Consider the following 25,786-nt stretch of genomic DNA (forward strand, 5'->3'; position numbering starts at 1 on the left):
CGAAGATGCTGCAGGCGATCACCAGACTTGCCATCGCCGCGCCGCGCCGCATCATCGCGATTGCCTTTTTGGTCCTCGTCGCGGCGGCGGTCTTCGGCCTGCCGGTGATCAACAGCCTGTCGGGCGGCGGCTTTCAGGACCCAACCTCGGAATCCGCGCGGGCGACCAACGTGCTCCGCGACAAGTTCAACCAGACCGACCAGCAGATGATCGTCGTCGTCACCGCCCCGGCCGGCGTGCAGAGCCACCAGGCGCGCGACGTCGGAACCGACATCGCCAACCGCCTGAAAACCTCGCCATGGGTGCTGAACGTGTCGTCGGCGTGGACGGCCCCGCCGCAGGCGGCCGCCCAGCTGGTCAGCAAGGACCAGAAGTCCGGGATGATCGTGGCCGGCCTGAAAGGCGGCGAGAACGACGCCCAGCGGTACGCCAGCCAGCTCACCGACCAATTGGTGCACGACCGCGACGGCGTCACCGTGCGTGCCGGCGGCATGGCGGTGGCCTACGCGCAGATCAACGACCAAAACGAGCGCGACCTGCTGTTGATGGAGTCCATCGCGATCCCGCTGAGCTTCGCCGTGCTGGTCTGGGTGCTCGGTGGGGTGGTGGCGGCGGCCCTGCCCATCGTGCTGGGCGCGCTCGCCATCGTCTGCACCATGTCGGTGTTGCGGCTGATCACCTTCGCCACCGACGTGTCGACGTACGCGCTGGACCTGAGCATCGCGATGGGGCTCGCCCTGGCGATCGACTACAACCTGCTGATCATCAGCCGTTTCCGCGAGGAGCTGGCGCGCAGCGGTGACCGGGACCGGGCGCTGGTGAGGACCATGGCCACCGCGGGTCGGACGGTGTTGTTCTCCGCCACCACGGTCGGGTTGTCGATGGCCGTGATGGCGGTCTTCCCGATGTACTTCCTGAAATCGTCGGCCTACACCATCGTGGCCACCGCGGCCATCGTCGCGATCACGGCGGTCGTGGTCACCCCTGCGGCGATCGCGCTGCTGGGGCCCCGGCTGGACTCGCTTGACGGCCGTCGGGTGCTGCATCGGGTCCTGCACGGGCAGCGGTCGTTCCGCGATCACGCGCACAAGCCGCTCGAGCAGCAGTTCTGGTACCGGTCGACCCGATACGTGTTGCGCCACGCCCTGCCGGTCGGCCTGAGCGTGGTCGCGTTCCTGCTGTTGCTCGGCGTGCCGTTCCTGGGCGTGAAATGGGGCTTCCCCGACGAGCGGGTGCTGCCCCGGTCGGCGTCGGCGCGCCAGGTCGCCGACATGCTGGACAACGACTTCGCCAACGGATTCGGCAACGGGGTGACCGTCGTCGTCCCCGACGCCCGTGGCGTGGGTCCCGCCGACCTGGACCGCTACGCCGCCGAACTGTCGCGCGTGCCCGACGTCTCGTCGGTGACCGCGCCGACCGGGACGTTCGTCGCGGGTAAATGGGTGGGACCGCCCGCGGCGCCCGCCGGCGCCGCCAACGGCGGCGCCTTCTTCACCGTGGCCAGCAGCGCGCCGCTGTACTCGCCGGCGTCGAACGCGCAGCTGGACCGGCTGCACAAAGTCGCCGGGCCGGCGGGCCGATCGGTGGAGATGACCGGGCTGGTGCAGATCAACCGCGACAGCGTCGGTGCGATCACCAAGCGGTTGCCCCTGGTGTTCGCGTTGATCGCCCTCATCACGTTCGCGCTGCTGTTCTTGCTGACCGGGAGCGCGGTCCTGCCGCTGCAGGCGTTGGTGTGCAACCTGCTGTCGCTGACGGCCGCGTTCGGGGCCATGGTGTGGATCTTTCAGGACGGCAACCTGGGCGCGCTGGGCACCACACCCAATGGCACGTTGAACGCCAACATCCCGGTGCTGTTGTTCTGCATCGCCTTCGGCCTGGCCATGGATTACGAGGTGTTCCTGGTATCGCGGATCCACGAATACTGGCAGGCGTCGCAAGCCATCCAGGAAACGCCGCCCACCCCGGCCGAAGCGCGCGCAGCGACCGACGAGAGCACGGCCCTGGGCATCGCCGGCATCGGCCGGGTGGTGACCACCGCGGCGGTAGTGATGTCGATTTCGTTCGCCGCGTTGATTCCCGCGCACGTGTCGTTCATGCGCATGCTCGGGGTCGGCCTGACCCTGGCCGTTCTGGCCGACGCCACCCTGGTGCGGATGGTCCTGGTGCCCGCCTTCATCCATGTGCTCGGCCGATGGACGTGGTGGGCGCCCAAACCGTTGGAGTGGCTGCGGGAACGGTCCGATACGGGTGAAGACGCGGCCGCCGCGGTGGGGCGGCGCCGCTGGGACGGTGACGCGCCCGAGCGGCCGTCGATCCGACGATGGCCCACCAAAGCGGCGACGTACCGTGGCTAGCCCGCTTTCCGCCTGTGCCCCAACGGCATTCGATACCGACGGAGCGCCCTGATGGCGAAGACGGATATCGCCGTGCTGCTCGCGCTGGCGTCCGCGCTGTGCGTTGCGATCGGCGACGTGCTCCAGCAGCGAGCGGCGCATTGCATCGAGGACCGAACGGCGGGCCACGTTGAATTGTTCGCTAGCCTGCTGCGCAACCGGCGGTGGTGGTGCGGCGCGGTACTGCTCGCGGCCAGCGTGGGGTTGCAGGCCGCAGCGCTGGGCCAGGGATCTGTGCTGCTGGTGCAGGCGCTGCTCATGTTCTCGCTGCTGTTCGCGCTGCCGATCAACGCCAGGCTGGATCACCGCACCGTGACGGCGGCCGAGTGGATGTGGGCCGGCCTGCTGACCGCGGCGGTGACGGTGATCGTCGTCGTCGGCAATCCGCAGGCCGGTCACGCGTCCGCACCGCTGCGCACCTGGGCGCTGGTGGCCGTGGTGCTGGGGCCACTACTGGTCGCCTGCGCCGTGGCCGGCCGGATCCGGGGCGGCAGCGCGGCCGCGGTGCTGTTCGCCCTTGTGTCCGGTTCACTGTGGGGAATCTTTGCGGTGCTCGCCAAGGAGGTCGTCGCCCGGCTCGGCGACGGCGGCTGGGCGGTCATCCGGACTCCCGAGCTCTACGCCGCGATCCTGGTGATTGTGGGCGGCGTGGTGTGGAGCCAGTCAGCGTTCCGGGCGGGACCCCTGACGGCGTCGATGCCCACCCTGGAGGTGGCGCAGCCGGTGGTGGGGGCGACGTTGGGGGTCGTCGTGCTCGACGAGAAGCTGGACGCGGGTCCCGCCGGGATGATCGCCCTTGCGGTGGCCGTGCTAGTGACGGCGGCGGCCATCGTCAAGCTCGCGCGGGTGGAGGCCGTCGCGACCCGTGATCGGGTCGAGGCTGAGCTCCACGACAGGGTGGGCCAACCGGCCTGAGTGCGCGACATCCGGCCCCACGTGGCACCTGATCACAGACCTGTCAAGGTCGGCATGCGGGCGCCACAAAAGGCATTACAATGCATGCACCGTTTCTGGTCAGCGGTGACCAACTGCATCGGATCCCATGGAAGGTCACTCGATGACGCCTTTGCGCAGACGACGATCGTGGCTGGCCGCCGCGATCGCTTCGGTTGCTGTGTTCGGCGTCGCCTGCGGCGGCGGCCACACCGCGGCGCCGGCGAAGGTGATCTTCGACAAGGGCACCCCATTCGCCGACCTGCTCGTCCCCAAGCTGACCTCCTCGGTCAGCGACGGCGCCGTCGGCGTCACCGTCGATGCCCCGGTGACGGTCAGCGTCGCCGATGGCGTTCTGGCGTCGGTGACCATGGTCAACGAGAACGGCAAGTCCATCGGCGGCCAGCTCAGCCCCGATGGGCTGCGCTGGTCGACCACCGAGCAACTCGGCTACAACCGGCGCTACACCTTGACCGTGAAAGCGCTGGGCATGGGCGGCGCGGCGAATCGGCAGATGACGTTCCAGACCAGTTCGCCCGCGCACCTGACGATGCCCTACGTCGCCCCGGGCGACGGCGAGGTCGTCGGCATCGGCGAGCCGGTGGCGATCCGGTTCGACGAGAACATCGCGGACCGCGCCGCCGCGCAGAAGGCCATCAAGATCACCACCAACCCGCCTGTCGAGGGCGCGTTCTACTGGCTCAACAATCGCGAAGTGCGTTGGCGCCCCGAGCATTTCTGGAAATCGGGAACGGCCATCGACGTGGCGGTCAACACCTACGGCGTCGACCTGGGTGACGGAATGTTCGGTGAGGACAACGTCAAGACCCACTTCACCATTGGCGACGAGGTCATTTCGACCGCCGACGACACCACCAAGACCGTGACCGTGCGCGTCAACGGCGAAGTGGTCAAGACCATGCCGACGTCGATGGGCAAAGACAGCACGCCGACGGACAACGGCTTCTACATCATCGGCGGCCGGTTCAAGCACATCATCATGGACTCGTCGACCTACGGCGTTCCGGTCAACTCGCCCAACGGATATCGCACCGAAGTTGATTGGGCCACCCAGATGTCCTACAGCGGTGTCTTTGTGCACTCCGCGCCGTGGTCGGTCGGCGCGCAGGGGCACACCAACACCAGCCACGGGTGCTTGAATGTGAGCCCCAGCAACGCGGAGTGGTTCTACGACCACAGCAAGACCGGCGACATCGTCGAGGTCATCAACACGGTGGGGCCGACGCTGCCGGGCACCGAGGGCCTCGGCGACTGGAACATTCCCTGGCCGCAGTGGAAAGCGGGCAACGCCAACACCTGACGTGCGGGTCAGTCGACCTTGTGCCAGGTCGCGCAGTTTCTGGTCATGAAAGCGCGATCGGTCGGCAGGATCTGCACCACCTGCGGGCCGTCGTTGACGTTGTTGTCGATGACGTCGTTGGTGTCCAGGCTCCGCAGCCTCGCCCAGTAGCACCCGTAGTTCCCGGCGCTGCGGTAGGTGCCCGGCGCGATGTCGCCGCCGACCGTGAACGTGCCGTTCGCCTCGATGGTGGTTTTCGGCCCGGGTGGTGGGGGAGGCGTGGCGGTCACGGTTACCGTCTTGGTCTCCGCCGGCAGGGTCGACGTGACGGTGGTCGCCGTGTTATTCGAACCACCGCAGCCCGCGAGCAGGGCAGCGCAAGCCGCATTCATGGCGAGGCGATGAGGCATCCGGCGTCGCTTCGGCGGCACGGCGCGCTTCCCTCCCGTTTGCGGGTGCGTTCGCGTTGCGCGGGCCGGTACGACCAGGCGGTCGCCGAAGCACCAATGGCTTCCGGCCGATTGGGGTGGCTGACGGGGCTCGAACCCGCGACATCCAGGATCACAACCTGGTGCTCTACCAACTGAACTACAGCCACCATTGCCGCCAGCGGCCCCGAGGCCATGAGCGGCGACGTCGATACTAGCCGGTCGGTGGCTCGGCGGCCGAATCGATTTCGCCAGTGGCGCCGCCGTCGCCCTCCAACTCGGCGACCACGGCCTCGATCTCGCTGGTAGAAGGTCCCGGCGGCGAGACGAACGCGGTCCGGCGGTAGAACTGCAGCTCGCGGATCGACTCGTGAATGTCGGCCAGGGCGCGGTGCGCGAGTCCTTTGACCGGCTGGCCGAAGTAGATCCGCGGATACCAGCGCCGGCAGAGCTCCTTGATCGAGCTCACGTCGATCATCCGGTAATGCAGGAACGAGTCCAGCGCCGGCATGTCGCGGGCGATGAACGCGCGATCGGTGGCGATCGAATTGCCCGCCAGCGGCGCCGTCTTGGGTTGCTTGACGTGCTTGCCGATGTAATCGAGCACCACCGCCTCGGCCGTGGCCAGGTCGACGGCCGACGCCCGCACCTCGTCGGTCAGCCCTGAACGCGTGTGCATTTCGGTGACCACATCGATCATCGACGACAACGCCGCGTCGTCGGCGTGGATCACCACGTCGACGCCGTCGCCCAAGATGTTCAAATCGGCGTCGGTGACCAGCGCCGCGATTTCGATCAACTTGTCCGAGCCGAGGTCCAGCCCCGTCATCTCGCAGTCGATCCACACCAACTCGTCTCGCACAGCGCTCAGACTAGGCCCACGTGGCGCCCGTGCCGGTCGTCGCCCCCACCTGCGACGGAGAAGTAGTGTGAGCGGTGCCGGACCGCACGCCGAGGGAACGGGGGCGCAGCACGATGAGCACCGAATCCGCGGAAACACCCGCGCGCCGGATCGCCAACGGTTACGCCGTCGACGGGCGGGCACTCGAATTGGGCACCGTCGTCGTCGACGGCGCCGTCGACCCGACGGCGCAGATTCGCATCCCGCTGGCCACGATCAACCGGCACGGCCTGGTGGCCGGTGCGACCGGGACCGGGAAGACCAAGACGCTGCAGCTGATCGCTGAACAACTCAGCGCGGCCGGCGTTGCGGTGATGATGGCCGACGTCAAGGGCGACCTGTCGGGTCTGGCCCGGCCCGGGCAGGCCAACGACAAGACCGCCGCGCGCGCCAAAGACACGGGCGACGACTGGGCGCCGACCGGGTTCCCGGTCGAGTTCTTGTCGCTGGGGACCGGGGGTCTGGGCGTGCCGGTTCGCGCGACGGTCGCCAGCTTCGGTCCGGTTCTGCTGTCGAAAGTGTTGGGGCTCAACGCTACTCAAGAGTCGACGTTGGGGCTGATCTTCCACTGGGCCAAGCAGGCCAACCGTCCGCTGGTCACCCTGGCTGACCTGCGCGCCGTGATCAGCCACTTGGCGAGCGACGAGGGCAAGGCCGATCTGAAAGACCTGGGCGGTGTTTCGCCGACGACGGCGGGCGTGATCCTGCGGGCACTGGTCAACCTCGCCGGCGAGGGCGGCGATACGTTCTTCGGCGAGCCGAAGCTTGAACCTGAGGATCTGCTGCGCGTCGACGACCAGGGCCACGGCATCATCTCGCTGCTCGAATTCAGCGGTCAGTCGCTGCGCCCCGTCATCTTCTCCACGTTTCTGATGTGGGTGCTCGCCGATTTGTTCGCGGTGCTGCCCGAGGTCGGCGACATCGACAAGCCCAAGCTGGTCTTCTTTTTCGACGAGGCGCACCTGTTGTTCGCCGACGCCTCCAAGGCGTTCCTCGAGCAGGTGGAGCAGACCGTCAAGCTGATCCGCTCCAAGGGCGTCGGGGTGTTCTTCTGCACCCAACTGCCCACCGACCTGCCCAACGATGTGCTCTCCCAGCTCGGCGCCCGGATCCAGCACGCGCTGCGGGCGTTTACCCCCGACGATCAGCAGGCGCTGAGCAAGACAGTACGCACCTATCCGAAAACCGATGTCTACGAACTGGAATCGGCGTTGACGTCGCTGGGTATCGGGGAGGCCGTCGTCACGGTGCTGTCCGAGAAGGGCGCGCCCACGCCGGTGGCGTGGACCCGCATGCGGGTGCCACGCTCGCTGATGGCCTCGATCGGGAATGACGCGATCGCCGCCGCGGCGAAAAGCAGTCCGCTGCAAGAGAAGTACGGCCAGACGATCGAACAACCGGCCCAGCCGCAGGCCGGCGCGCCGGACCGGCAGGCCCAGACGCCGACGCCGCAGGGTCAGCCGCCGCAGGCCCAGTCCGACTACCCGCCGGTCCCGGCGAACGAGCCGCCGCCGCCGATGCCGCCGCCGGCGGAGCCGAAAGGGCCCGCGGTGTGGGAGGAAGTGCTGAGCAACCCCACGGTGAAAAGCGGCATCAACACGGCGATACGCGAAATCACCAAGAACATCTTCGGTACCGGGCGCCGCCGCCGGAAGTAAGGGCTAGCTACCGCCCAGCTTCTTGTAGAAGCTGCCGACGATGGGCGCGACGATAGCCCGCGGCGCGTAGCCGCTCGCCACCGACATCGCCTTCGACGTCAGGCCAGGGACCACCCGCATCTTGTTGCGCGCCAAGGCATCCAGCGACACCTGGGCGGTGTGCTCGGTGGAGATCCACAGGAATTCCGGCACCAGTCTTTCCACCAGTGACCGTTCGGCGTCGTCGGGAAGGTCGGTGCGCACCGGTCCGGGCGCCAGCAGCGTGACGTGCACGCCCGAGTGGCGCAGCTCACCGCGCAGCGATTCGCTGAAGGTGTTCGCGAACGCCTTGCTGGCCGCATAGGTGGCGTTGTAGGGAATCGGCGAATTGCCCGCCGCCGAACCGGAAATCAGGATCCCGCCGGCCTTTCGCTCGACCATGCCCGGCAGCACCGCCAACGTAAGGTCGTGCACGCCCAGCACATTCAGCTGCAGCTGGGCCTTCTCACCTGCGGGGTTCAACGTGGCCACCGGACCGAACGTCGCGGTGCCGGCATTGGCGCACAGGATCGAAATGGGCCGAGCGGCCAGTTCTTCGCACAATTTGGCCCGTTCGCCGGGATCGGCGAGGTCGGCGGGTCGCACATCGACCGTGACCCGGTACTTGTCGGTAAGGCGAGCGGCCAGCTCGTTGAGCAGGTCTTCGCGCCGCGCCGTGACGATCAGGCTGTGTCCGCGGGCCGCCAGTTCGGTGGCCAGCGCCTCGCCGATGTTCTGCGAGGCTCCGGTCACAACGGCGCGCGCGTCTGGGCTGGGAGCGGGGATCGGCATGATCCAATCGTAGACAGCGAGCGCGACGAAGCCGGGCGGGGCGGGTCGGCTGTGAAGAGAGGCCAGCCGATCGCGAGCGCGGTGACGCCGGGCGCGGCGGGTCGCCTGCCTAACAAATTGCAGGCGATCGCGAGGGCGGCGACGCCGGGCGCGGCGGGTCGCCTGCCCAACAAATTGCAGGCGATCGCGAGGGCGGCGACGCCGGGCGCGGCGGGTCGCCTGCCCAACAAATAGAGTGCCGGGCATGGGCCAGCCGTCCTCGCGTTCACTCACGCCGGTGCCATCCCGGGTGGTGGCGTGGGCGCTCTGGGACTGCGGCTCCACCGGCCTGAACGCGATCGTGGCCACCTTCGTCTTCTCGGTGTATCTGACCAGCAGCGTGGGGGTGGGCCTCCCCGGGGCCACCACGCCGGCGAGTTGGTTGGGGCGCGCCGCCGCCATCGCCGGATTGACGGTTGCGGTGCTGGCGCCGGCCGTCGGCGTCTGGGTGGAATCGCCACATCGCCGGCGGGTGGCCTTGAGCGTGTTGACCGCTTTGGCCGTCGCGCTGACGTGCGCGATGTTCTTCATCCACGACCGCCCCGGCTACCTGTGGGCCGGGCTGGTGCTGATGGGGGCGACGGCGGCCTGCAGCGACCTGGCCAGCGTCCCGTATAACGCTATGCTGCGCCAACTTTCGACGCCGCAGACCGCCGGCCGCATCTCCGGCCTGGGGTGGGCGGCCGGTTACGTCGGCAGCGTCCTGCTGCTGCTCGTGGTCTACAGCGGATTCATTTCCGGCAAGGGCTCCGGGCCGAATGCGACGCGTGGCTTCTTGCGGGTGTCCATTCACGACGGCCTCTACGTACGGGAGGCGATGCTGGTCGCGGCGGCCTGGCTGGCGATCTTTGCCCTGCCGCTCCTGTTCGTCGCGCATCGGCTTCCCGACTCGGCCGAGGTGTACGAGGCGACCAGCATGCTCGGCGGCTATCGCAAGCTCTGGACCGAGGTCTGCGCGGAGTGGCGCCGCGACCGCAACCTGGTCTACTTCCTGTTCGCCAGCGCGCTATTCCGCGACGGCCTGGCGGCGATCTTCGCCTTCGGCGCCGTGCTCGGCGTCAACGTGTACGGCATCTCGCAGGGAGATGTGCTGGTGTTCGGGGTGGTGGCCAGCGTGGTGGCGGCCGTGGGCGCGGTGCTGGGCGGGTTCGTCGATCACCGGATCGGGTCGAAACCCGTCATCGTGGCGTCCCTCGCCGCGATCGTCGTCCTGGGCGTCACGCTGATGCTGCTGTCGGGTTCGGTGGCGTTCTGGGTCTGCGGGCTACTGCTGTGCATGTTCATCGGGCCGTCGCAGTCGTCCTCGCGGGCCTTGTTGCTGCAGATGGCGAAACAGGGCAGGGAAGGCGTCGCCTTCGGCCTCTACACGATGACCGGACGGGCGGTGGCTTTCGTCGCGCCTTGGCTGTTCTCGGTATTCGTGGACGTATTCGGCGCGGTGCGCGCGGGCCTTGGCGGGATCTCGCTGGTGCTGCTCGCCGGGTTGCTGGCCATGCTCGCGGTTCGTGTTCCGGCACGCGGCGCGCTCGCGGCCGAACCGTCGTAGGACGCTTAGCCCCTCGAGTCGCAGATCGTCAGGCCCACGCCGACGCGCTTGCTCATCTGGACACCGTCGATGGTGACCGAACACGTGACGTTGTGGCCGATGTTGACGATCGTGACGTTGGCCGGGTGCACCGCCGCCTTGGACAGGCTGACCTCTTTGGTCCAGGGCAGCGCGACGTTGAATTCGGTCTGGATCAGGTCGCCGGTGTCGATGTACATGATGCTGATCGCCCGGCCCTCGCCGGCCACGCTGTAGACGATGTCTTGCATCGCGGCCGGGCCGGTGGACTCGGTGGGCGTCGGGGAACCGCCGGTGGGCGGCACCGGCGCCGGAATGCGCGGTGTCGAGGTGCGTGTCGACGGGCTCGGCATCGCCGGAGTCGTCTCCGGCATGGCGGGCAGCGGCGGGACGGCGGTCTGAGTCTTGATCGCGTCGTTCACCAGTACCAGGGCAATAACCAGGGCGACCACCAACAGCACCGCCGCGCCGGCGACGATCCACAGCCACCGCGGCGGGGGCTTCGGACCATCCGGCGGCGGGGGAGCCGACCCCGGGGGTTGCCCCGACGGAGGCAGCTCGTGCTGCCAGTACGCCGGCAGCTCTTTGGTGGTGTTGGCCTCGTTCGTGTTCGGCGCCCACGGCGGAGCCTGCCCGCCGTAGGTGGGCACATAGCGCGCCTGATCGGCGTAGGCGGGGTCGGCGGGCGGATACCACGCGCCCTGCGGGCCCGCTCCCGGCGGAGAGGGGCTGAACCGCTCGGTGGGACGTGAATCGTTCATGTCCACCTCATGGATTGCAGAGTACCTGCGCCGGGCGCCCGAACGCCGAATCACCTCACCAGCGATGACTCAGGGGCACCGGTTCCCGGCGGCCAGCGCGGCGACCGTCATCGCCCGCATGACGGCGCGCGACCGCGTGGTGCGGGCGGATTTGCTGCGCGAGGTGTCGGCGGATTTCATGCTGTGCGGCGTCGAATTGAGTAGCCCGAAGACCGCGTGGGCGGCCAGCCGGGCGTCGGCCTCGGCCAGGTCGGGGTCCAGCTCGCGCAGCACCCCGACCCACACCTCGACGTATTGGCGTTGGGCTTTGCGCACCTGCCTCTCGGCCGCTTCGGGCAGGTGCGCGAGGTCGCGGTCCTGGATGCGGATCAGGTCGGGCTCGCCGAACGCGAAGTCCAGGTGGAAGTCGATCAGGCCATCCAGCGCCGCGGCCGCGTCCGAGCTGCGGGCCCGCACATCCCGGGCGCCGGCGAGCAGGCGCGCGCTGATGCCCACCAGCAGCTCGACCAGCAGCGACTCCTTGTTGGGGAAGTGGCGGTAGATGGCGGGGCCGCTCACACCGGCGGCGGCACCGATGTCTTCCAGCCGCACAGCGAGGAAGCCGCGCTCGGCGAACAGGCGCTCGGCGGCCGACAGCAGCTGCAGACGCCGGTCGGATTTCAACTGGCTGCGGCGATTTGGGGCATCGGGTGGGCCCGACTGGCCGTCCGAGGTGGACGTTGTCATGGAGAATCCCCGTCCGGTTGGTTAATCGTCACTAACTTAGCACGAGTTTTCCGCGGGTTTACCTGCCGCGATGGCCGGCGGTGGCCCGGTGCCGTCGTCCCTGGACCGGCGGGATCGACGATGGTATTCTCACCGTGAGTTAATGAGGATTAACTCAAAACCCCCGCCCGACGGCAAGGAGGCTGCTGCGGCGATGGACAAGGTGGTGGCAACGGCCGCCGAGGCGGTTGCCGACATAACCGACGGGTCGTCCCTGGCGGTCGGTGGCTTCGGGTTCTGCGGCATCCCCGAGGCCTTGATCGCCGCGTTGGTCGACACCGGAGTCCGCGACCTGGAGACGGTGTCCAACAACTGCGGCGGCTATGGCGTCGGACTGGAAGCGCTACTGCACCACAAGCGAATTCGCCGTGCCGTCGCCTCCTACTTCGGTGACAACAAGGAGTTCGCCCGCCAATTCCTCGCCGGTGAGCTGGAGGTGGAGCTCACCCCGCAGGGCACGCTGGCGGAGCGGTTGCGCGCCGGCGGCGCGGGCATCCCGGCGTTCTACACCCCGGCGGGGGTCGGCACCCCGGTCGCCGATGGCGGCCTGCCGTGGCGCTACGACGCTTCCGGTGGGGTGGCGGTGGTGTCGCCGCCGAAGGAGAGGCGCGAATTCGACGGTGTGACCTACGTTCTCGAGCGGGCGATCCGCACCGACTTCGCGTTGGTGCATGCCTGGAAGGGCGACCGGCACGGCAACCTCGTGTACCGCGCGGCGGCGGCCAACTTCAACCCCGACTGCGCCACGGCCGGCAGGATCACCATCGCGGAGGTCGAGCATCTGGTCGAGCCAGGCGAAATCGAGCCCGCGGCGGTGCACACGCCCGGCGTCTTCGTTCATCGGGTGGTGCACGTGCCAGACGCGGCCAAGCCGATCGAGAAGGTGACGGTGCGGTGAGCGCGCTCGACGACGACGCCGTGGGGGACGAAGCGATGAGGAGTGGCGCCCGGTGAGTTGGAGCAAGGAGGGTTTGGCGGCGCGGGTGGCCGCCGAATTCGAGGACGGCCAATACGTCAACCTCGGCATCGGCATGCCCACCCTCGTCCCCAACCACATCCCGCCGGCCGTCACGGTCGTCGTGCATTCGGAGAACGGAATCCTGGGCGTGGGCCCGTATCCCCGGCCCGAGGACGTCGACGCGGATCTGATCAACGCGGGCAAGGAGACGGTCACCACGATGCCGGGGGCGGCGTTCTTCGCTTCCTCGACCTCGTTCGGGATCATTCGCGGCGGGCATCTCGACGTCGCCGTCCTGGGGGCGATGCAGGTCTCGGCCGCCGGTGACCTGGCCAATTGGATGATTCCCGGAAAGATGGTCAAGGGCATGGGCGGCGCCATGGACCTGGTGCACGGCGCCCGCAAGGTAATCGCGATGATGGAACACACCGCCCGCGACGGCAGCCCGAAAATCGTTGAGCGGTGCACCCATCCGTTGACGGGCGCGGGATGTGTCAACCGCATCATCACCGACCTGGCCGTCATCGACGTGTGCGATGACGGCTTGCATTTGGTCGAGACCGCCCCCGGCGTTTCGGCCGAAGAGGTGCTCGACAAGACCGAACCGCCGCTTGTGCTGGCGAGGACCGGGAGGCATTTGTGAGTTCAGCTGTGATGACCGCGCCCTCGTTCGCCGACGAGCATCGCCGGCTGGTCGCCGAGTTGAACGCCAAGCTGGCGGCCGCGGCGTTGGGCGGGAACGAACGCGCCCGCGAACGTCACGTCAGCCGCGGCAAGCTGCTGCCGCGCGAGCGGGTGGATCGGCTGCTCGACCCGGGCAGCCCGTTCCTCGAGTTGGCCCCACTGGCCGCCAATGGCATGTACGACGACGAATCCCCGGGCGCCGGAATCATCACCGGGATCGGCCGGGTGTCGGGGCGCGAGTGTGTGATCGTCGCCAACGACGCGACGGTCAAGGGCGGCACCTACTACCCGATGACGGTCAAAAAGCACCTGCGCGCACAGGAAGTCGCGCTGCAGAATCGCCTGCCCTGCATCTACTTGGTGGACTCCGGGGGTGCCTTCCTGCCGCGCCAGGACGAGGTGTTCCCCGATCGGGAGCACTTCGGCCGGATCTTCTACAACCAGGCGACCATGAGCGCCAAGGAGATTCCCCAGGTGGCCGCCGTACTCGGTTCGTGCACGGCGGGCGGGGCCTACGTGCCGGCCATGAGCGACGAGGCGGTCATCGTGCGCGAGCAGGGGACGATCTTTCTCGGCGGTCCGCCCCTGGTGAAGGCGGCCACCGGCGAGGTCGTCTCGGCCGAGGACCTCGGCGGCGGCGACCTGCACTCGCGGATCTCCGGCGTCACCGACCACCTCGCCGACGACGACGAACACGCTCTGCGCATCGTGCGGGCCATCGCCGCGACCTTCGGTCCGCGTGAGCCCAGCCAGTGGGACGTCCGGCCCACGGTCGAGCCCAAGCACCCGCAGAGCGAGCTCTACGATGTGGTGCCGCCGGATCCGCGGGTGCCCTACGACGTGCACGAGGTGGTCGTGCGGCTGGTCGACGGTGGTGAATTCAACGAGTTCAAGACCAATTACGGCAAGACGCTGATGACCGCGTTCGCCCGCATCCACGGCCACCCGGTCGGGATCGTCGCCAACAACGGCGTGCTGTTCGGCGAATCCGCTTTGAAGGGCGCACATTTCATCGAGCTGTGCGACAAACGCAAGATCCCGCTGCTGTTCCTGCAGAACATCGCCGGTTTTATGGTCGGCCGCGACTACGAGGCCGGCGGCATCGCCAAGCACGGCGCCAAAATGGTGACCGCGGTGGCCTGCGCCCGGGTTCCCAAGCTGACGGTCGTGATCGGCGGGTCCTATGGCGCGGGCAACTATTCGATGTGCGGGCGGGCGTACTCCCCGCGCTTCCTGTGGATGTGGCCGAACGCCCGAATCTCGGTCATGGGCGGTGAGCAGGCGGCCTCGGTGCTGGCGACGGTGCGCGGTGAGCAGCTCGCCGCGGCCGGTAAACCGTGGCCACCCGACGAGGAAGAGGCGTTCAAGGCGCCGATCCGCGCGCAATACGAGGACCAGGGCAACCCGTACTATTCGACCGCCCGCCTGTGGGACGACGGCATCATCGATCCCGCCGACACCAGAACCGTTGTCGGGTTGGCCCTTTCGGTCTGCGCTCACGCCCCGCTAGACCCGGTCTCCTACGGCGTCTTCCGGATGTGATGACCATGTTCGAGACCGTCTTGGTGGCCAACCGCGGCGAGATCGCGGTCCGCGTGATGCGCACCCTGCGCCGGCTGGGTATCCGATCGGTCGCGGTGTACAGCGACCCCGACGCCAACGCCCGCCATGTCCTGGAAGCCGACACGGCCGTTCGCCTGGGCCCCGCCACGGCGCGGGAGAGCTACCTCGACATCGGCAAGGTGCTCGATGCGGCGGCGCGCACCGGCGCCCAGGCGATCCACCCGGGCTACGGATTCCTCTCCGAGAATGCCGAATTCGCCGCCGCCTGCGAGCGGGCAGGCGTGGTGTTCATCGGCCCGCCGGCGCGGGCCATCCAGGTGATGGGCGACAAGATCACCGCCAAGAACGCGGTCGCCGCCTTCGACGTGCCGGTGGTGCCGGGTGTGGCCAAGCCGGGACTGAGGGACGACGACCTAGTCGCGGCCGCCGAGGAAGTCGGCTACCCAGTGCTGATCAAGCCCTCGGCGGGCGGCGGCGGCAAGGGCATGCGCCTGGTGGACGACCCGAGCCGGCTGCGCGACGCGCTGCTGGGCGCGCGGCGGGAGGCCGCCTCCTCGTTCGGTGACGACACCCTGTTCCTGGAGCGATTCGTGCTGCGGCCCAGACATATCGAAGTGCAGGTGCTCGCCGACACGCATGGCAACGTGGTGCACCTGGGCGAGCGCGAGTGCAGCCTGCAGCGGCGCCACCAGAAGGTGATCGAGGAGGCGCCGTCCCCGTTGCTCGACCCGCAGACCCGCGCGCGGATCGGGGCGGCGGCGTGCAACACCGCCCGAAGCGTCGACTACGTCGGCGCGGGCACGGTGGAATTCATCGTCTCCGCTGACCGGCCGGACGAGTTCTTCTTCATGGAGATGAACACCCGCCTGCAGGTGGAACACCCTGTCACCGAAGCTATTAGCGGCCTGGACCTGGTGGAGTGGCAGCTGCGGGTGGCCGCCGGCGAGAAGCTTGGGTTCGCGCAGGACGACATCGAGCTGCGGGGCCACGCGATCGAGGCCCGGGTCTACGCCGAGGATCCGGCGCGGGGATTCCTGCCCACCGGCGGCACGGTGCTGCGGGTGTCCGAGCCGTCGGGCGCCGGCGTGCGGGTCGATTCGTCGCTGCTGGCGGGCACGGTGGTCGGTAGCGATTACGACCCGATGCTGAGCAAGGTGATCGCCTACGGCGAGGAGCGCGACGAGGCGCTGGCGAAACTCGACACCGCGCTGGCCCGGACCGCAATCCTGGGTGTGCAGACCAACATCGAATTCCTTCGGTTCCTGCTCGCCGACGAGCGGGTACGCGCGGGCGACCTCGATACGGCGTTGCTGGACGAGCGGGTGGCGGACTTCGCGCCGCTGCCCGCGCCGGACGACGTGCTCGCCGCCGGGGGGCTTTATCGCCAGTGGGCGCTGGACCGTCGTGCCGCGGGCAACCCTTGGGCCGAGCCGAGCGGATGGCGGGTCGGGGGCACACCCGCGCCCGTGCGGACCGAGATGCAGACCCCGCTGCGCAGCGACACGGTGTCGGTGTGGGGGCCACCCGCCGACGCCCGGGTGCAGGTGGGTGCGGGCGAGATCCAGTCCGCCGCCGCGCAAGTCGACGGTGACCGGATGGACGTCACGCTGGACGGGGTGCGCCGCGAATACTTCTGGGCCGAAGCGGACCGTCACCTGTGGATCGCCGACGAACGCGGAGCTTGGCACCTGCGCGAAGCCGAGGAACACAAGATTCACCGCGCGGCCGGGGCGCAGCAGGCCGAGATCCTCAGCCCCATGCCCGGCAGCGTGATCGCGGTCCAGGTCGCCTCCGGCGACGAGGTGTCCGAGGGTGACGTGGTGGTGGTTGTGGAGGCGATGAAGATGGAACACTCGCTCGCAGCGCCGGTTTCGGGGCGAGTGGAACTCCTGGTGTCCGTCGGCGACCAGGTCACGGTCGACCAGGTACTGGCGCGGCTGGTGCCCGAAGAGCCCGAAGCGGCAGCAGATTCGAGTAAGGACGAAACATGACGACATCAATCACCGCGGGAACGCTGACCAAAGAATACGAGGATCTTCGCGACACGGTCGCCGAGTTCGCGCGCACCGTGGTCGCGCCCGTCTCCGCCAAACACGATGAAGAGCACAGCTTCCCGTACGAAGTCGTCGCCAAGATGGGCGAGATGGGACTGTTCGGCCTGCCGTTCCCCGAGGAGTACGGCGGCATGGGCGGTGACTACTTCGCCCTGTCGCTGGCGCTCGAGGAACTCGGCAAGGTCGACCAATCGGTGGCGATCACCTTGGAGGCCGGTGTCAGCCTCGGCGCGATGCCGATCTATCGCTTCGGCTCCGAAGAACAGAAAAGTAAGTGGCTGCCGGACCTGACGGCCGGCCAGGCCCTGGCCGCGTTCGGTCTCACCGAGCCGGGTGCCGGTTCCGACGCCGGCGCCACCCGGACCACGGCCCGCCTCGACGACGGCGAGTGGGTGATCAACGGCAGCAAGCAGTTCATCACCAACTCCGGCACGGACATCACGAAACTGGTCACCGTCACCGCCGTGACGGGAACGATCGGTGACGGCAAGAAAGAGATCTCGACGATCATCGTTCCCAACGGCACACCGGGATTCACCGTCGAGCCCGTCTACAGCAAGGTGGGCTGGAACGCCTCGGACACCCATCCGTTGAGCTTCGCCGACGCGCGTGTGCCGGAGGAGAACCTTCTCGGCCCCCGCGGCACCGGGTACGCGAACTTCCTGTCCATCCTCGACGAGGGCCGCATCGCGATCGCCGCGCTGGCGACCGGTGCCGCCCAGGGTTGCGTCGACGAAAGCGTCAAGTACGCCAAGGAACGCCAGTCGTTCGGCCAGCCGATCGGCTCCTACCAGGCCATCAGCTTCAAGATCGCGCGGATGGAAGCCCGCGCCCACGTCGCCCGCACAGCATACTACGACGCCGCCGCAAAGATGTTGGCCGGCAATCCATTCAAGAAGGAGGCGGCCATCGCGAAGATGATCGCGTCGGAAGCGGCCATGGACAACGCCCGGGACGCGACCCAGATTCACGGCGGGTACGGCTTCATGAACGAGTACCCGGTGGCGCGGCACTACCGGGACAGCAAGATCCTCGAGATCGGTGAGGGCACCACCGAGGTGCAGCTGATGCTCATCGCGCGATCGCTGGGGTTGTCATGAGCCGCGCTGGCGACGATGATGCCGGCGTAGCCGGGATCGAGGAGTCGCGCCCATGAGCGAAGGCAAGTCGGTCGTCCAGCGGGGCCTGTGGTTCGAAGAATTCGAGATCGGCACGACGTACCTGCACCGGCCGGGCCGCACCGTCACCGAGGCCGACAACGTCTTGTTCACCACCCTCACGATGAACACCCAGTCGTTGCACCTGGATGCGGCGTGGGCTGCCGAGCAGCCGGGCTTTCGGGGCGAGCGCTTGGTGAACTCGATGTTCACCCTCTCCACGTTGGTCGGGTTGTCCGTGTCGCAGCTGACGCTGGGCACCATCGTCGCCAACTTGGGCTTCACCGAGGTGTCGTTCCCCAAACCGGTCTTCCACGGCGACACCCTGTACGCCGAGACCGTCTGCACCGGCAAGCGCGAGTCGAAGAGCCGGCCCGGGGAAGGGATCGTCACTCTCGAGCACACGGGACGCAACCAGCACGGCGACATCGTGGCGCGGGCGGTGCGGACCACGCTGGTTCAGAAACGACCAGACGGGGAGGAGTCCCGATGAACCTGCAAGCCGCCGGCCCGGGCTGGCTGTTCTGCCCGGCGGACCGTCCCGAGCGGTTCGCCAAGGCCGCGGCCGCGGCCGACGTCGTGATCCTCGACCTCGAGGACGGCGTGGCCGAGGCCGACAAGCCCGCCGCGCGCAAGGCGCTGCGCGAGACCCCGCTGGATCCCGAGCGCACCGTGGTGCGCGTCAACGCGGCCGGCACCGAGGAGCACGGTCGCGACCTGGACGCCTTGGCCGATACTCCGTACACGACGGTGATGCTCTCCAAGACGGAATCCGCCGCGCAGGTTTCTGCCCTGGCGCCGCGCAACGTCATCGCGCTGATCGAGACGCCGCGCGGTGCCGTCTTCAGCACCGAGATCGCCGCCGCGGAGGGGACGGTCGCGATGATGTGGGGTGCCGAGGACCTCGTCGCGGCCCTCGGCGGGAGCTCCAGCCGCCTGGCCGACGGCACCTACCGCGACTTCGCCCGCCATGTCCGGTCGACGGTCCTGCTGGCGGCGTCCACCTTCGGCCGGGCCGCGCTCGACGCGGTGCATCTGGACATCCGCGACCTCGAAGGCTTGCGCGCCGAGGCCGAGGACGCCGTCGCCGTGGGTTTCCACGGAACCGTCTGCATCCATCCGACCCAGATTCCCGTCGTGCGCGACGCCTACCGTGCCAGCGAGGAGAAACTCGACTGGGCGCGAAGGGTATTGGCCGCCGCCCGCACCGAGCGCGGTGTTTTCGCGTTCGAGGGTCAGATGGTGGATTCGCCGGTGCTCAAGCACGCGGAGATGCTGGTGCGCAGGGCGGGGCAGTCCGCCGCCGGGTGAAATCCACCAAAGCGGTATCACCGGCGATATCAGACTCGAGAGTCGTCTAATGGCCGCCGGGCGCGACACGTTCGCGATCGCCGCGGTCTGCCGTCAATCGGGCGCATAATGGTCAGTACGCCAGTGTCGCGGCGAGCGAAGCCTTTCGGGTAGCTGGCGATCGACTTCGCCTCGCGGTAGGTCCCGGCTGAGCTGTTGCTGTGGCCCTGCGGCACCGAGGTAGGGAGACGGTATGGCGATGGTGCCTCAGTTGCCGATGACCGTCGACCTCGAGCCCGTGCAGCTCGTCGCCGCCGACGGCACACCGACCACCGAACCGCGGTACGGCCGCGACCTTCCGGCCGAGACGCTGTGCTGGCTGTACGAAATGATGGTCGTCACCCGCGAGCTGGACACCGAGTTCGTCAACCTGAAGCGCCAAGGGGAGTTGGCGCTGTTCGCGTCGTGCCGCGGTCAGGAGGCCGCCCAGGTGGGCGCGACGGCCTGTCTGCGCAAGACGGACTGGCTGTTTCCGCAATACCGGGAGCTCGGCGCGTACCTGGTGCGCGGCATCCCGCCCGGGCACGTCGGCGCGGTTTGGCGCGGAACCTGGCACGGCGGACTGGAATTCACCAAGAAGTGCTGCGCCCAGACCTCGATCCCGATCGGCACCCAGACCCTGCACGCCGTCGGCGCCGCGATGGCCGCCCAGCGGCTCGCCGAGGATTCGGTGACGGTCGCCTTCCTCGGCGACGGTGCCACCAGCGTCGGGGACGTGCACGAGGCGCTGAATTTCGCGGCCGTGTTCGCCACGCCGTGCGTGTTCTTCGTGCAGAACAACCAGTGGGCGATCTCGGTGCCGATCTACAAGCAGACCGCGGCGCCGTCCATCGCGCACAAGGCAATTGGCTACGGCATGCCCGGAATTCGCGTGGACGGCAACGATGTGCTCGCCTGCTACGCGGTGATGGCCGAGGCCGCCGACCGCGCCCGGGCCGGCGGCGGGCCGACGCTGATCGAGGCGGTCACCTATCGGCTGGGCCCGCACACCACATCCGACGACCCCAGTCGCTACCGGACGCAGGAGGAGGTGGACCGCTGGGCGGCACTCGACCCGATCCCGCGCTATCGCTCCTACCTGCAGCACGAGGGCCTGTGGTCTACCCGCCTGGAGGACCGGGTCGCCGCCCGCGCAAAGCGGATGCGCGCGGAATTGCGCGACGCCGTGTTCGGCGCACCCGATTTCGACATCGACGAGGTGTTCACCACGGTGTACGCCGAGATGACGCCCGGGCTAGAGGCGCAGCGCCAACAGTTGCGAGCCGAACTGGACCGCGGCGGTGGGGAGGCCTAAATGACTCAGCTCGCCGACCGGCCGGCCAGTTCCGCCGAAACCCCTACTGCCGCGGCGCGGGACGTCGCGCAGTCGCTGACCATGGTGCAGGCGCTCAACCGCGCCCTGCGCGACGCGATGGCCGCCGACGACCGGGTGCTGGTGTTCGGCGAGGACGTGTCGGTCGAGGGGGGAGTATTCCGGGTAACCGAGGGGCTGGCCGAAATATTCGGCGAGAAGCGCTGTTTCGACACGCCGCTGGCGGAGTCGGCCATCATCGGGATCGCGGTGGGACTGGCGCTACGCGGCTTCGTGCCGGTGCCGGAGATTCAGTTCGACGGGTTCTCCTACCCCGCCTTCGACCAGGTGGTCAGTCATCTGGCGAAGTACCGCACCCGCACCCGCGGCGAGATCAACATGCCGGTGACCGTGCGGATCCCGTCTTTCGGGGGAATCGGTGCGGCCGAACATCATTCGGACTCCACCGAATCGTACTGGGCCCACACCGCAGGCCTGAAGGTGGTGGTCCCGTCGAGCCCGGCGGACGCGTACTGGCTGCTTCGCCACGCGATTGCCTGCCCGGACCCGGTGATGTACCTCGAGCCGAAGCGGCGCTATCAGGTGCGCGGCACCCTGGACACCGAGCGGCCCGAACCGCCGATCGGCCGGGCGGTGGTGCGCCGGCCAGGTTCCGATGTCACCGTCGTGACCTACGGCAGTTTGGTGAGCACCGCGGTCGGTGCCGCGGAAGAGGCTCAGCGGCAACACGGTTGGAGCCTGGAGGTCATCGACCTGCGGTCACTGGTCCCGCTGGACTTCGATACCGTCGCGGCGTCGATTCGCCGGACCGGACGCTGCGTGGTGATGCACGAGGGCCCGCGCAGCCTGGGATACGGCGCCGGATTGGCCGCCAGGATTCAAGAGGACATGTTCTACGAACTCGAGGCGCCGGTGTTGCGCGCCTGCGGGTTTGACACTCCTTACCCGCCGGCCCGGCTGGAGCGATTGTGGTTGCCCGGCCCCGACCGCTTGCTGGACTGCGTCGAGCGTGCGCTGGGGTTGCCGTGAGCGGCGGGATCCAGGAATTCCGGGTTCCCGACCTCGGTGAGGGATTGCAGGAAGTGACGGTGACGCACTGGAACGTCGCCGCGGGCGACGACGTCGAGCTCAACCAGGTGTTGTGCTCGGTGGAGACCGCGAAGGCCGAGGTCGAGCTTCCCAGTCCCTACGCCGGGCGAATCGTCGAAACGCACGGCGATGAAGGCGATGTGCTCGACGTGGGGGCTGTGTTGGTTCGCATCGACACGGCACCGGTGAATGGCGACGCCCCGGCCGGGGCGGTGCCGACGCTCGTCGGCTATGGGGCGGACGACGGCATCGACGCGAGCCGACGGACCGGCCGCCCGCGCGCGGTCCCGCCGGCACGCAAATTGGCCAAGGAACTGATGGTCGACCTGCGCTCGCTGCAGCGCGATCCCGACGGCATCATCACCCGCGCGGACGTGCTGGCGGCCGCCGACCAAAACGGGGCGGACGTTCGGCCGGTCCGCGGCGTGCACGCCCGAATGGCCGAGAAGATGACGTTGTCGCACAGGGAGATCCCCGCCGCCAAGGTCAGCGTCGACGTCGACTGCACCGAACTCTTGCGGCTGTCGGACCGGACGGCGGCGGATCACAAGATCACACCGTTCGTCCTGACCTTGCGGTTATTGCTGATCGCGTTGCGGCACAACGAGATTCTCAACTCGACCTGGGTCGACTCAGCCGAAGGCCCACAGGTTCGCGTCCACCGTCAGGTGCATCTGGGGTTCGGAGTCGCCACCCCGCGGGGCCTGCTGGTCCCGGTGATCACCGACGCGCAGGACAAGACCACCCGCGAACTGGCAACTCGGGCGGCCGAGTTGATCGGCGGTGCGCGGGCGGGCACGTTGACGCCGGGGGAGTTGCGCGGTTCCACGTTCACCGTGTCCAACTTCGGGGCACTGGGCGCCGATGACGGCGTGCCGGTGATCAACCACCCCGAAGCGGCCATCCTGGGGATGGGCGCGATCAAGCCGCGCCCGGTCGCCGTCGACGATCAGGTCGCGGTGCGCCCGACGATGACGCTGACGTGCGTCTTCGACCACCGCGTCGCCGACGGCGCCCAGGCGGCCCAACTCGTCACCGAGCTGCGGAATCTCGTCGAGTCGCCGATGATCGCGTTGCTCGACCTATAAAGAGCTCAGGAGTGCGGCGGAACGGGGCACCAGAACAAGCCGCAGTTGAAGCTGGGCGCGTGCGAAGGAGGCGGGGGAGGGTAGGGCGGCGGGTTGTCGGTGTCCCAGCACTGATTCCAGTACTTGTTCTCGCCCCAGGCCGGGTTCCAGGGCTGGTTCGGGCACCAGTACACCTGGGGCGTGGGACCCGGGTGCGCCTCGGCAACGCCTTCTACCAGCGCCGAGCCGGCGGACGCGAGGCCGCTGGCCAACAGGGCCCCGGCGGCAATGCGGGTGAGGGTGCGGTTGATCTCCACTTGCATGTTCCTTTGCTAGGGCGCCAGGTCTGCCGGCGTCTTCGTAGCAAAGCACACTTTGGCCGAGTCGCTACCGATCTCAACCTACGAACCTGCGGCGGCCCTACCGGCGTTGCGCCGCGGCCAGCCGTTGAGCGAATTCCGGCGACTGGATGGAGTACGCCTGCGGTCCGAGCTCCGTGCGCATGGCGAACACGTGCTGCTCGTGCTCCAGCGACCCCGGGCTGACGGTCGCCCGCATCGTCGCCTTCGTCGCCAGCACCACCTCGCGCGGGGCCGCCGCGGGCCCGGCGGCCAACTCCAGCGCCGCGGCGACCGGATCGTCGGCGGCGGCGAGCGCCAAGCCGTGATCTACGGCGGCCTCGGCGTCGAAACGCATGCCGAAGAGCAAGGCCGCGCGGGCCACCTGGGGACCCACCGCCCGCTGCAGCATCCAGGTCGCGCCCCCGCCGGGGTGCAAGCCCAACTGCTGGAATCGGGCGTCGAACAGGGCCCCCGGGCCGGCGATGCGCACGTCGGCGGCCAATGCGAGGTTCAGGCCCGCCCCGACGGCCGCCCCGTTGACGGCGGCGATGGTTGGCAACCGGCAGCTGCCGACGGCCATGAAGCCGTCGTAGAGCTGCTGCAGGCCCGTCTCGGCTTTGTCGCCGCCCGCGGCGCCGAGCGCTCTGAGGTCCGCGCCGGCGCAGAAGGCCTTGCCCGCACCGGTGATCACCACGGCGTGCACGTCGGGGGCGGCCTCGGCCTGCTCGACGGCGGCGCGCAGGCGCGCCGACATTTCGGGGGTCACCACGTTACGCCGGTCGGGGTCGTTGACGGTGATGAGCGCGACGCGCTTGTCGACGGTGAACAGAACGGGGTCGGATTGAGCCATCGGGCACCTCCGCGGCTTGGGGTTTGACGGGTCCGGGCGACCCACGAATGCTGTGCCGTCGGCTACTCCGGGGCACGGTAAGGGTACTGCGCGGTGTGCGCACACATGGTGGCCGGTGTGCCCCCTGCGGCGCTGAGGACAATTAACGAAAATCGCAATGCCGTCCGGCGGCCGCGATTTTGCTTAACTGTACGAACGCGAGTGCCATTGCGGCCCAGTCGAGTTTCCAAAGAATGGTTGTGGAACGCGAATGCGTTTTCGTTTGGTAGTGCGCGTTCCGTGCGAGCGATTGATTACATGGAGATAATTCAGTGGCTTAATGGTAAAACTACCCCGCCGTCGGGATCGCCCGGACGGTCCGGCGTCACCCCGCCTCGGGTCGCGCCAGCTTCTTGGCGAGCTGATCGAGCGCCGCCTGGCGACGTCGCACCGCACATATTCGTTGGTCCCGCAACGTCCCCTGCGACACCGTCTTCGGCAACGTATCGTGCCGCAACCGAGTGTTCGCGTAGTGGATTGCGGCATCGATCATTTCGATGTAACGCTCCGCCTCATCGACGGCACACGTGCCCTCGATGCGTTGGACCTCATCCCAACAGGGATACGACGAGTACCTGGCATCGAGCCGTTGCTGCGATACCTGCAGACCGAAGTAGCTGCGCCAATCTCGGCTTAGCCAGCCCCGCGTCTTGACCTCAACTTTGATCCTGTTCCCAAGGCCGGCTACGAACTTTGGTTCTCCAACTCGCACCACCGGCTGCCAGTCGTTCGACGTCACATCGACCACCCCTCGAATAGAGACGCCCTAAGTCATGATCCCCCTGCAGGCGTCATCTGCTCGCACGACACGCCAATTGTTATTCCCTGGGCGTCTAATTGGCAAACTCTGGGCGACGATGCGCACGCTAGCCCGCGTTAAGAACCATTTACGTCGCTGTGTCTTTCCGGCGCGGCGCCTGGCGCGCAAGGGCCGCCAAGGAAGCTTTTGAGAATGGTTCGCGGTTGCGCGCCGCCCATCGGATGGGCGACGCTTGGGCGGGCCGATCCGGCGCACGCTGACGAGGGGAAGCGCGATGGCGAAAGTTCTGTTTGTCGTGACCGGCGCAAGCTACTGGACCCTCAAGGACGGCACCAGGCATCCGACCGGCTATTGGGCCGAGGAATTCGCGGCCCCCTACCGCGAGCTCACCAACGCCGGTCACCAGATCGTGGTCGCCACGCCGAAAGGCGTTGTGCCACATGTGGATGTGATGAGCCTGCGTCCGTCGATGGCCGGTAGCGAAGGGATTGCCCTGGAGCTCGAGGAGATCCTGCGATCGGCCGAGGAATTGCGCCGCCCCATCGAGTTGGCCGATGCCCGCCTCGAGGACTACGACGCCGTCTATTACCCCGGCGGCCACGGCCCGATGGAGGACCTGTGGCAGGACGCCGACTCCGGTCGCTTACTGGCCGCGGCGCTCGCCTCCGGCAAGCCGCTGGCCATCGTCTGCCACGCGCCGGTCGCCATGATGGCAACTCGGCGAAACGGTGTGTCACCGTTCGCCGGGTACAAGGTCACCGCCTTCACCAACGACGAAGAGGACGCCGTCGGGCTGCGGGAGAAGGCGCCGTGGACCGCCGAGGACGAGCTGGTGAAGATGGGCGTCGACTTCTCGCGGGGCGACCTCTGGAAGCCCTACACGTTGCGGGACCGCAATCTATTCACGGGCCAGAATCCGGCGTCCGCCGGACCGTTGGCGAAAGAGTTCATGAAAGAACTGCGTTAAGCGACTGCCGCACGGCCGTGAGCGGTCCACACTTGAATCA

General features: G+C 68.2%; 24 protein-coding genes and 1 tRNA gene. 16 read left to right on the plus strand and 9 right to left on the minus strand.

Annotated features, from left to right (window positions below):
* The first annotated feature begins 5 nt into the window (after positions 1-5).
* The 3 genes from A5681_RS04020 to A5681_RS04030 all read left to right on the plus strand — a co-directional run bounded on the left by A5681_RS04020 (position 6) and on the right by A5681_RS04030 (position 4,650).
* The gene (locus tag A5681_RS04020; RefSeq protein WP_067269610.1) at positions 6-2,357 is read left to right on the plus strand and encodes an MMPL family transporter; all 2,352 of its coding nucleotides are present in this window, start codon (positions 6-8) and stop codon (positions 2,355-2,357) included.
* A gap of 51 nt (positions 2,358-2,408) precedes the next feature.
* Positions 2,409-3,311, plus strand: a complete 903-nt coding sequence (locus A5681_RS04025) for a DMT family transporter (RefSeq protein WP_067269612.1) — start codon at positions 2,409-2,411, stop codon at positions 3,309-3,311.
* A 127-nt stretch (positions 3,312-3,438) separates the two neighbouring features.
* Positions 3,439-4,650, plus strand: a complete 1,212-nt coding sequence (locus A5681_RS04030; protein ID WP_067269615.1) for a L,D-transpeptidase — start codon at positions 3,439-3,441, stop codon at positions 4,648-4,650.
* An 8-nt stretch (positions 4,651-4,658) separates the two neighbouring features.
* On the opposite strand, the gene A5681_RS04035 is transcribed toward A5681_RS04030, so the two are convergent.
* The 3 genes from A5681_RS04035 to orn form a co-directional block, all read right to left on the minus strand.
* A complete protein-coding gene (locus tag A5681_RS04035; protein WP_082968188.1) occupies positions 4,659-5,021 on the minus strand; it encodes a hypothetical protein in 363 nt (120 codons plus the stop codon).
* Positions 5,022-5,151: 130 nt separating this feature from the next.
* Positions 5,152-5,227, minus strand: a tRNA-His gene (locus A5681_RS04040).
* Positions 5,228-5,271: 44 nt separating this feature from the next.
* Positions 5,272-5,919, minus strand: coding sequence for an oligoribonuclease (gene orn, locus A5681_RS04045; RefSeq protein ID WP_067269619.1), 648 nt, complete (start codon positions 5,917-5,919; stop codon positions 5,272-5,274).
* Positions 5,920-6,032: 113 nt separating this feature from the next.
* Between orn and A5681_RS04050 the strand changes: the two genes are divergently transcribed.
* Positions 6,033-7,616 carry a helicase HerA-like domain-containing protein gene (locus tag A5681_RS04050; RefSeq protein WP_067269621.1) on the plus strand — a complete coding sequence of 528 codons (1,584 nt, stop codon included), beginning with the start codon at positions 6,033-6,035 and terminating at the stop codon, positions 7,614-7,616.
* 3 nt (positions 7,617-7,619) lie between these two features.
* Here the strand turns inward: A5681_RS04050 and cmrA are convergent, their stop codons facing one another.
* Positions 7,620-8,426 carry a mycolate reductase gene (cmrA, locus tag A5681_RS04055; protein WP_067269623.1) on the minus strand — a complete coding sequence of 269 codons (807 nt, stop codon included), beginning with the start codon at positions 8,424-8,426 and terminating at the stop codon, positions 7,620-7,622.
* Between the two features lie 244 nt (positions 8,427-8,670).
* Here cmrA and A5681_RS04065 point away from each other — a divergent pair, with 244 nt between their 5' ends.
* Positions 8,671-10,011, plus strand: coding sequence for an MFS transporter (locus tag A5681_RS04065; protein ID WP_067269629.1), 1,341 nt, complete (start codon positions 8,671-8,673; stop codon positions 10,009-10,011).
* A 5-nt stretch (positions 10,012-10,016) separates the two neighbouring features.
* Here A5681_RS04065 and A5681_RS04070 read toward each other — a convergent pair whose 3' ends face one another.
* Both A5681_RS04070 and A5681_RS04075 read right to left on the minus strand, forming a co-directional pair.
* Positions 10,017-10,796 (minus strand): MmpS family transport accessory protein, encoded by a 780-nt coding sequence (locus A5681_RS04070; protein WP_082968189.1) that lies wholly within the window; start codon positions 10,794-10,796, stop codon positions 10,017-10,019.
* A gap of 63 nt (positions 10,797-10,859) precedes the next feature.
* Complete coding sequence (locus A5681_RS04075) at positions 10,860-11,516, minus strand: TetR/AcrR family transcriptional regulator (protein ID WP_067269631.1); 657 nt, start codon at positions 11,514-11,516, stop codon at positions 10,860-10,862.
* Positions 11,517-11,709: 193 nt separating this feature from the next.
* On the opposite strand from A5681_RS04075, the gene A5681_RS04080 reads away from it, so the two are divergent.
* The 10 genes from A5681_RS04080 (at position 11,710) to A5681_RS04125 (ending at position 22,810) form a co-directional block, all read left to right on the plus strand.
* Positions 11,710-12,453 carry a CoA transferase subunit A gene (locus A5681_RS04080; protein ID WP_067269633.1) on the plus strand — a complete coding sequence of 248 codons (744 nt, stop codon included), beginning with the start codon at positions 11,710-11,712 and terminating at the stop codon, positions 12,451-12,453.
* Positions 12,454-12,505: 52 nt separating this feature from the next.
* On the plus strand, positions 12,506-13,156 hold the full coding sequence (locus tag A5681_RS04085; RefSeq protein ID WP_067269634.1) for a 3-oxoacid CoA-transferase subunit B: 651 nt from the start codon (positions 12,506-12,508) through the stop codon (positions 13,154-13,156).
* An 11-nt stretch (positions 13,157-13,167) separates the two neighbouring features.
* On the plus strand, positions 13,168-14,739 hold the full coding sequence (locus A5681_RS04090; protein WP_067269635.1) for a carboxyl transferase domain-containing protein: 1,572 nt from the start codon (positions 13,168-13,170) through the stop codon (positions 14,737-14,739).
* Between the two features lie 5 nt (positions 14,740-14,744).
* Positions 14,745-16,751: an acetyl/propionyl/methylcrotonyl-CoA carboxylase subunit alpha gene (locus A5681_RS04095; RefSeq protein ID WP_067269710.1), complete on the plus strand. Its 2,007-nt coding sequence runs from the start codon at positions 14,745-14,747 to the stop codon at positions 16,749-16,751.
* Positions 16,748-17,914, plus strand: coding sequence for an acyl-CoA dehydrogenase family protein (locus A5681_RS04100; RefSeq protein WP_067269637.1), 1,167 nt, complete (start codon positions 16,748-16,750; stop codon positions 17,912-17,914). The genes A5681_RS04095 and A5681_RS04100 overlap by 4 nt, the downstream gene beginning before the upstream one ends.
* Before the next feature lie 52 nt (positions 17,915-17,966).
* A complete protein-coding gene (locus A5681_RS04105) occupies positions 17,967-18,464 on the plus strand; it encodes a MaoC family dehydratase (RefSeq protein WP_067269639.1) in 498 nt (165 codons plus the stop codon).
* Positions 18,461-19,282, plus strand: a complete 822-nt coding sequence (locus A5681_RS04110) for an HpcH/HpaI aldolase/citrate lyase family protein (RefSeq protein ID WP_067269640.1) — start codon at positions 18,461-18,463, stop codon at positions 19,280-19,282. The genes A5681_RS04105 and A5681_RS04110 overlap by 4 nt, the downstream gene beginning before the upstream one ends.
* 232 nt (positions 19,283-19,514) lie before the next feature.
* Complete coding sequence (gene pdhA, locus A5681_RS04115; RefSeq protein WP_067269641.1) at positions 19,515-20,615, plus strand: pyruvate dehydrogenase (acetyl-transferring) E1 component subunit alpha; 1,101 nt, start codon at positions 19,515-19,517, stop codon at positions 20,613-20,615.
* On the plus strand, positions 20,616-21,662 hold the full coding sequence (bkdB, locus tag A5681_RS04120) for a 3-methyl-2-oxobutanoate dehydrogenase subunit beta (protein ID WP_067269642.1): 1,047 nt from the start codon (positions 20,616-20,618) through the stop codon (positions 21,660-21,662).
* Positions 21,659-22,810, plus strand: coding sequence for a dihydrolipoamide acetyltransferase family protein (locus A5681_RS04125; protein WP_067269657.1), 1,152 nt, complete (start codon positions 21,659-21,661; stop codon positions 22,808-22,810). Before bkdB ends, A5681_RS04125 begins: the two co-directional genes overlap by 4 nt.
* A 5-nt stretch (positions 22,811-22,815) precedes the next feature.
* Here A5681_RS04125 and A5681_RS04130 read toward each other — a convergent pair whose 3' ends face one another.
* The 3 genes from A5681_RS04130 to A5681_RS04140 all read right to left on the minus strand — a co-directional run bounded on the left by A5681_RS04130 (position 22,816) and on the right by A5681_RS04140 (position 24,758).
* Entirely contained in the window at positions 22,816-23,112 is a 297-nt protein-coding gene (locus tag A5681_RS04130) for a hypothetical protein (RefSeq protein ID WP_067269660.1), read from the minus strand.
* A gap of 97 nt (positions 23,113-23,209) precedes the next feature.
* Positions 23,210-23,980 (minus strand): enoyl-CoA hydratase, encoded by a 771-nt coding sequence (locus A5681_RS04135; protein WP_067269662.1) that lies wholly within the window; start codon positions 23,978-23,980, stop codon positions 23,210-23,212.
* Positions 23,981-24,344: 364 nt separating this feature from the next.
* Positions 24,345-24,758 carry a hypothetical protein gene (locus A5681_RS04140; protein WP_067269712.1) on the minus strand — a complete coding sequence of 138 codons (414 nt, stop codon included), beginning with the start codon at positions 24,756-24,758 and terminating at the stop codon, positions 24,345-24,347.
* 295 nt (positions 24,759-25,053) lie between these two features.
* Between A5681_RS04140 and A5681_RS04145 the strand changes: the two genes are divergently transcribed.
* Complete coding sequence (locus A5681_RS04145; RefSeq protein WP_067269664.1) at positions 25,054-25,746, plus strand: type 1 glutamine amidotransferase domain-containing protein; 693 nt, start codon at positions 25,054-25,056, stop codon at positions 25,744-25,746.
* Positions 25,747-25,786: the final 40 nt, after the last annotated feature.

It is taken from the genome of Mycobacterium scrofulaceum, assembly GCF_001667885.1.
Classification (GTDB): Bacteria; Actinomycetota; Actinomycetes; order Mycobacteriales; family Mycobacteriaceae; genus Mycobacterium; species Mycobacterium scrofulaceum_C.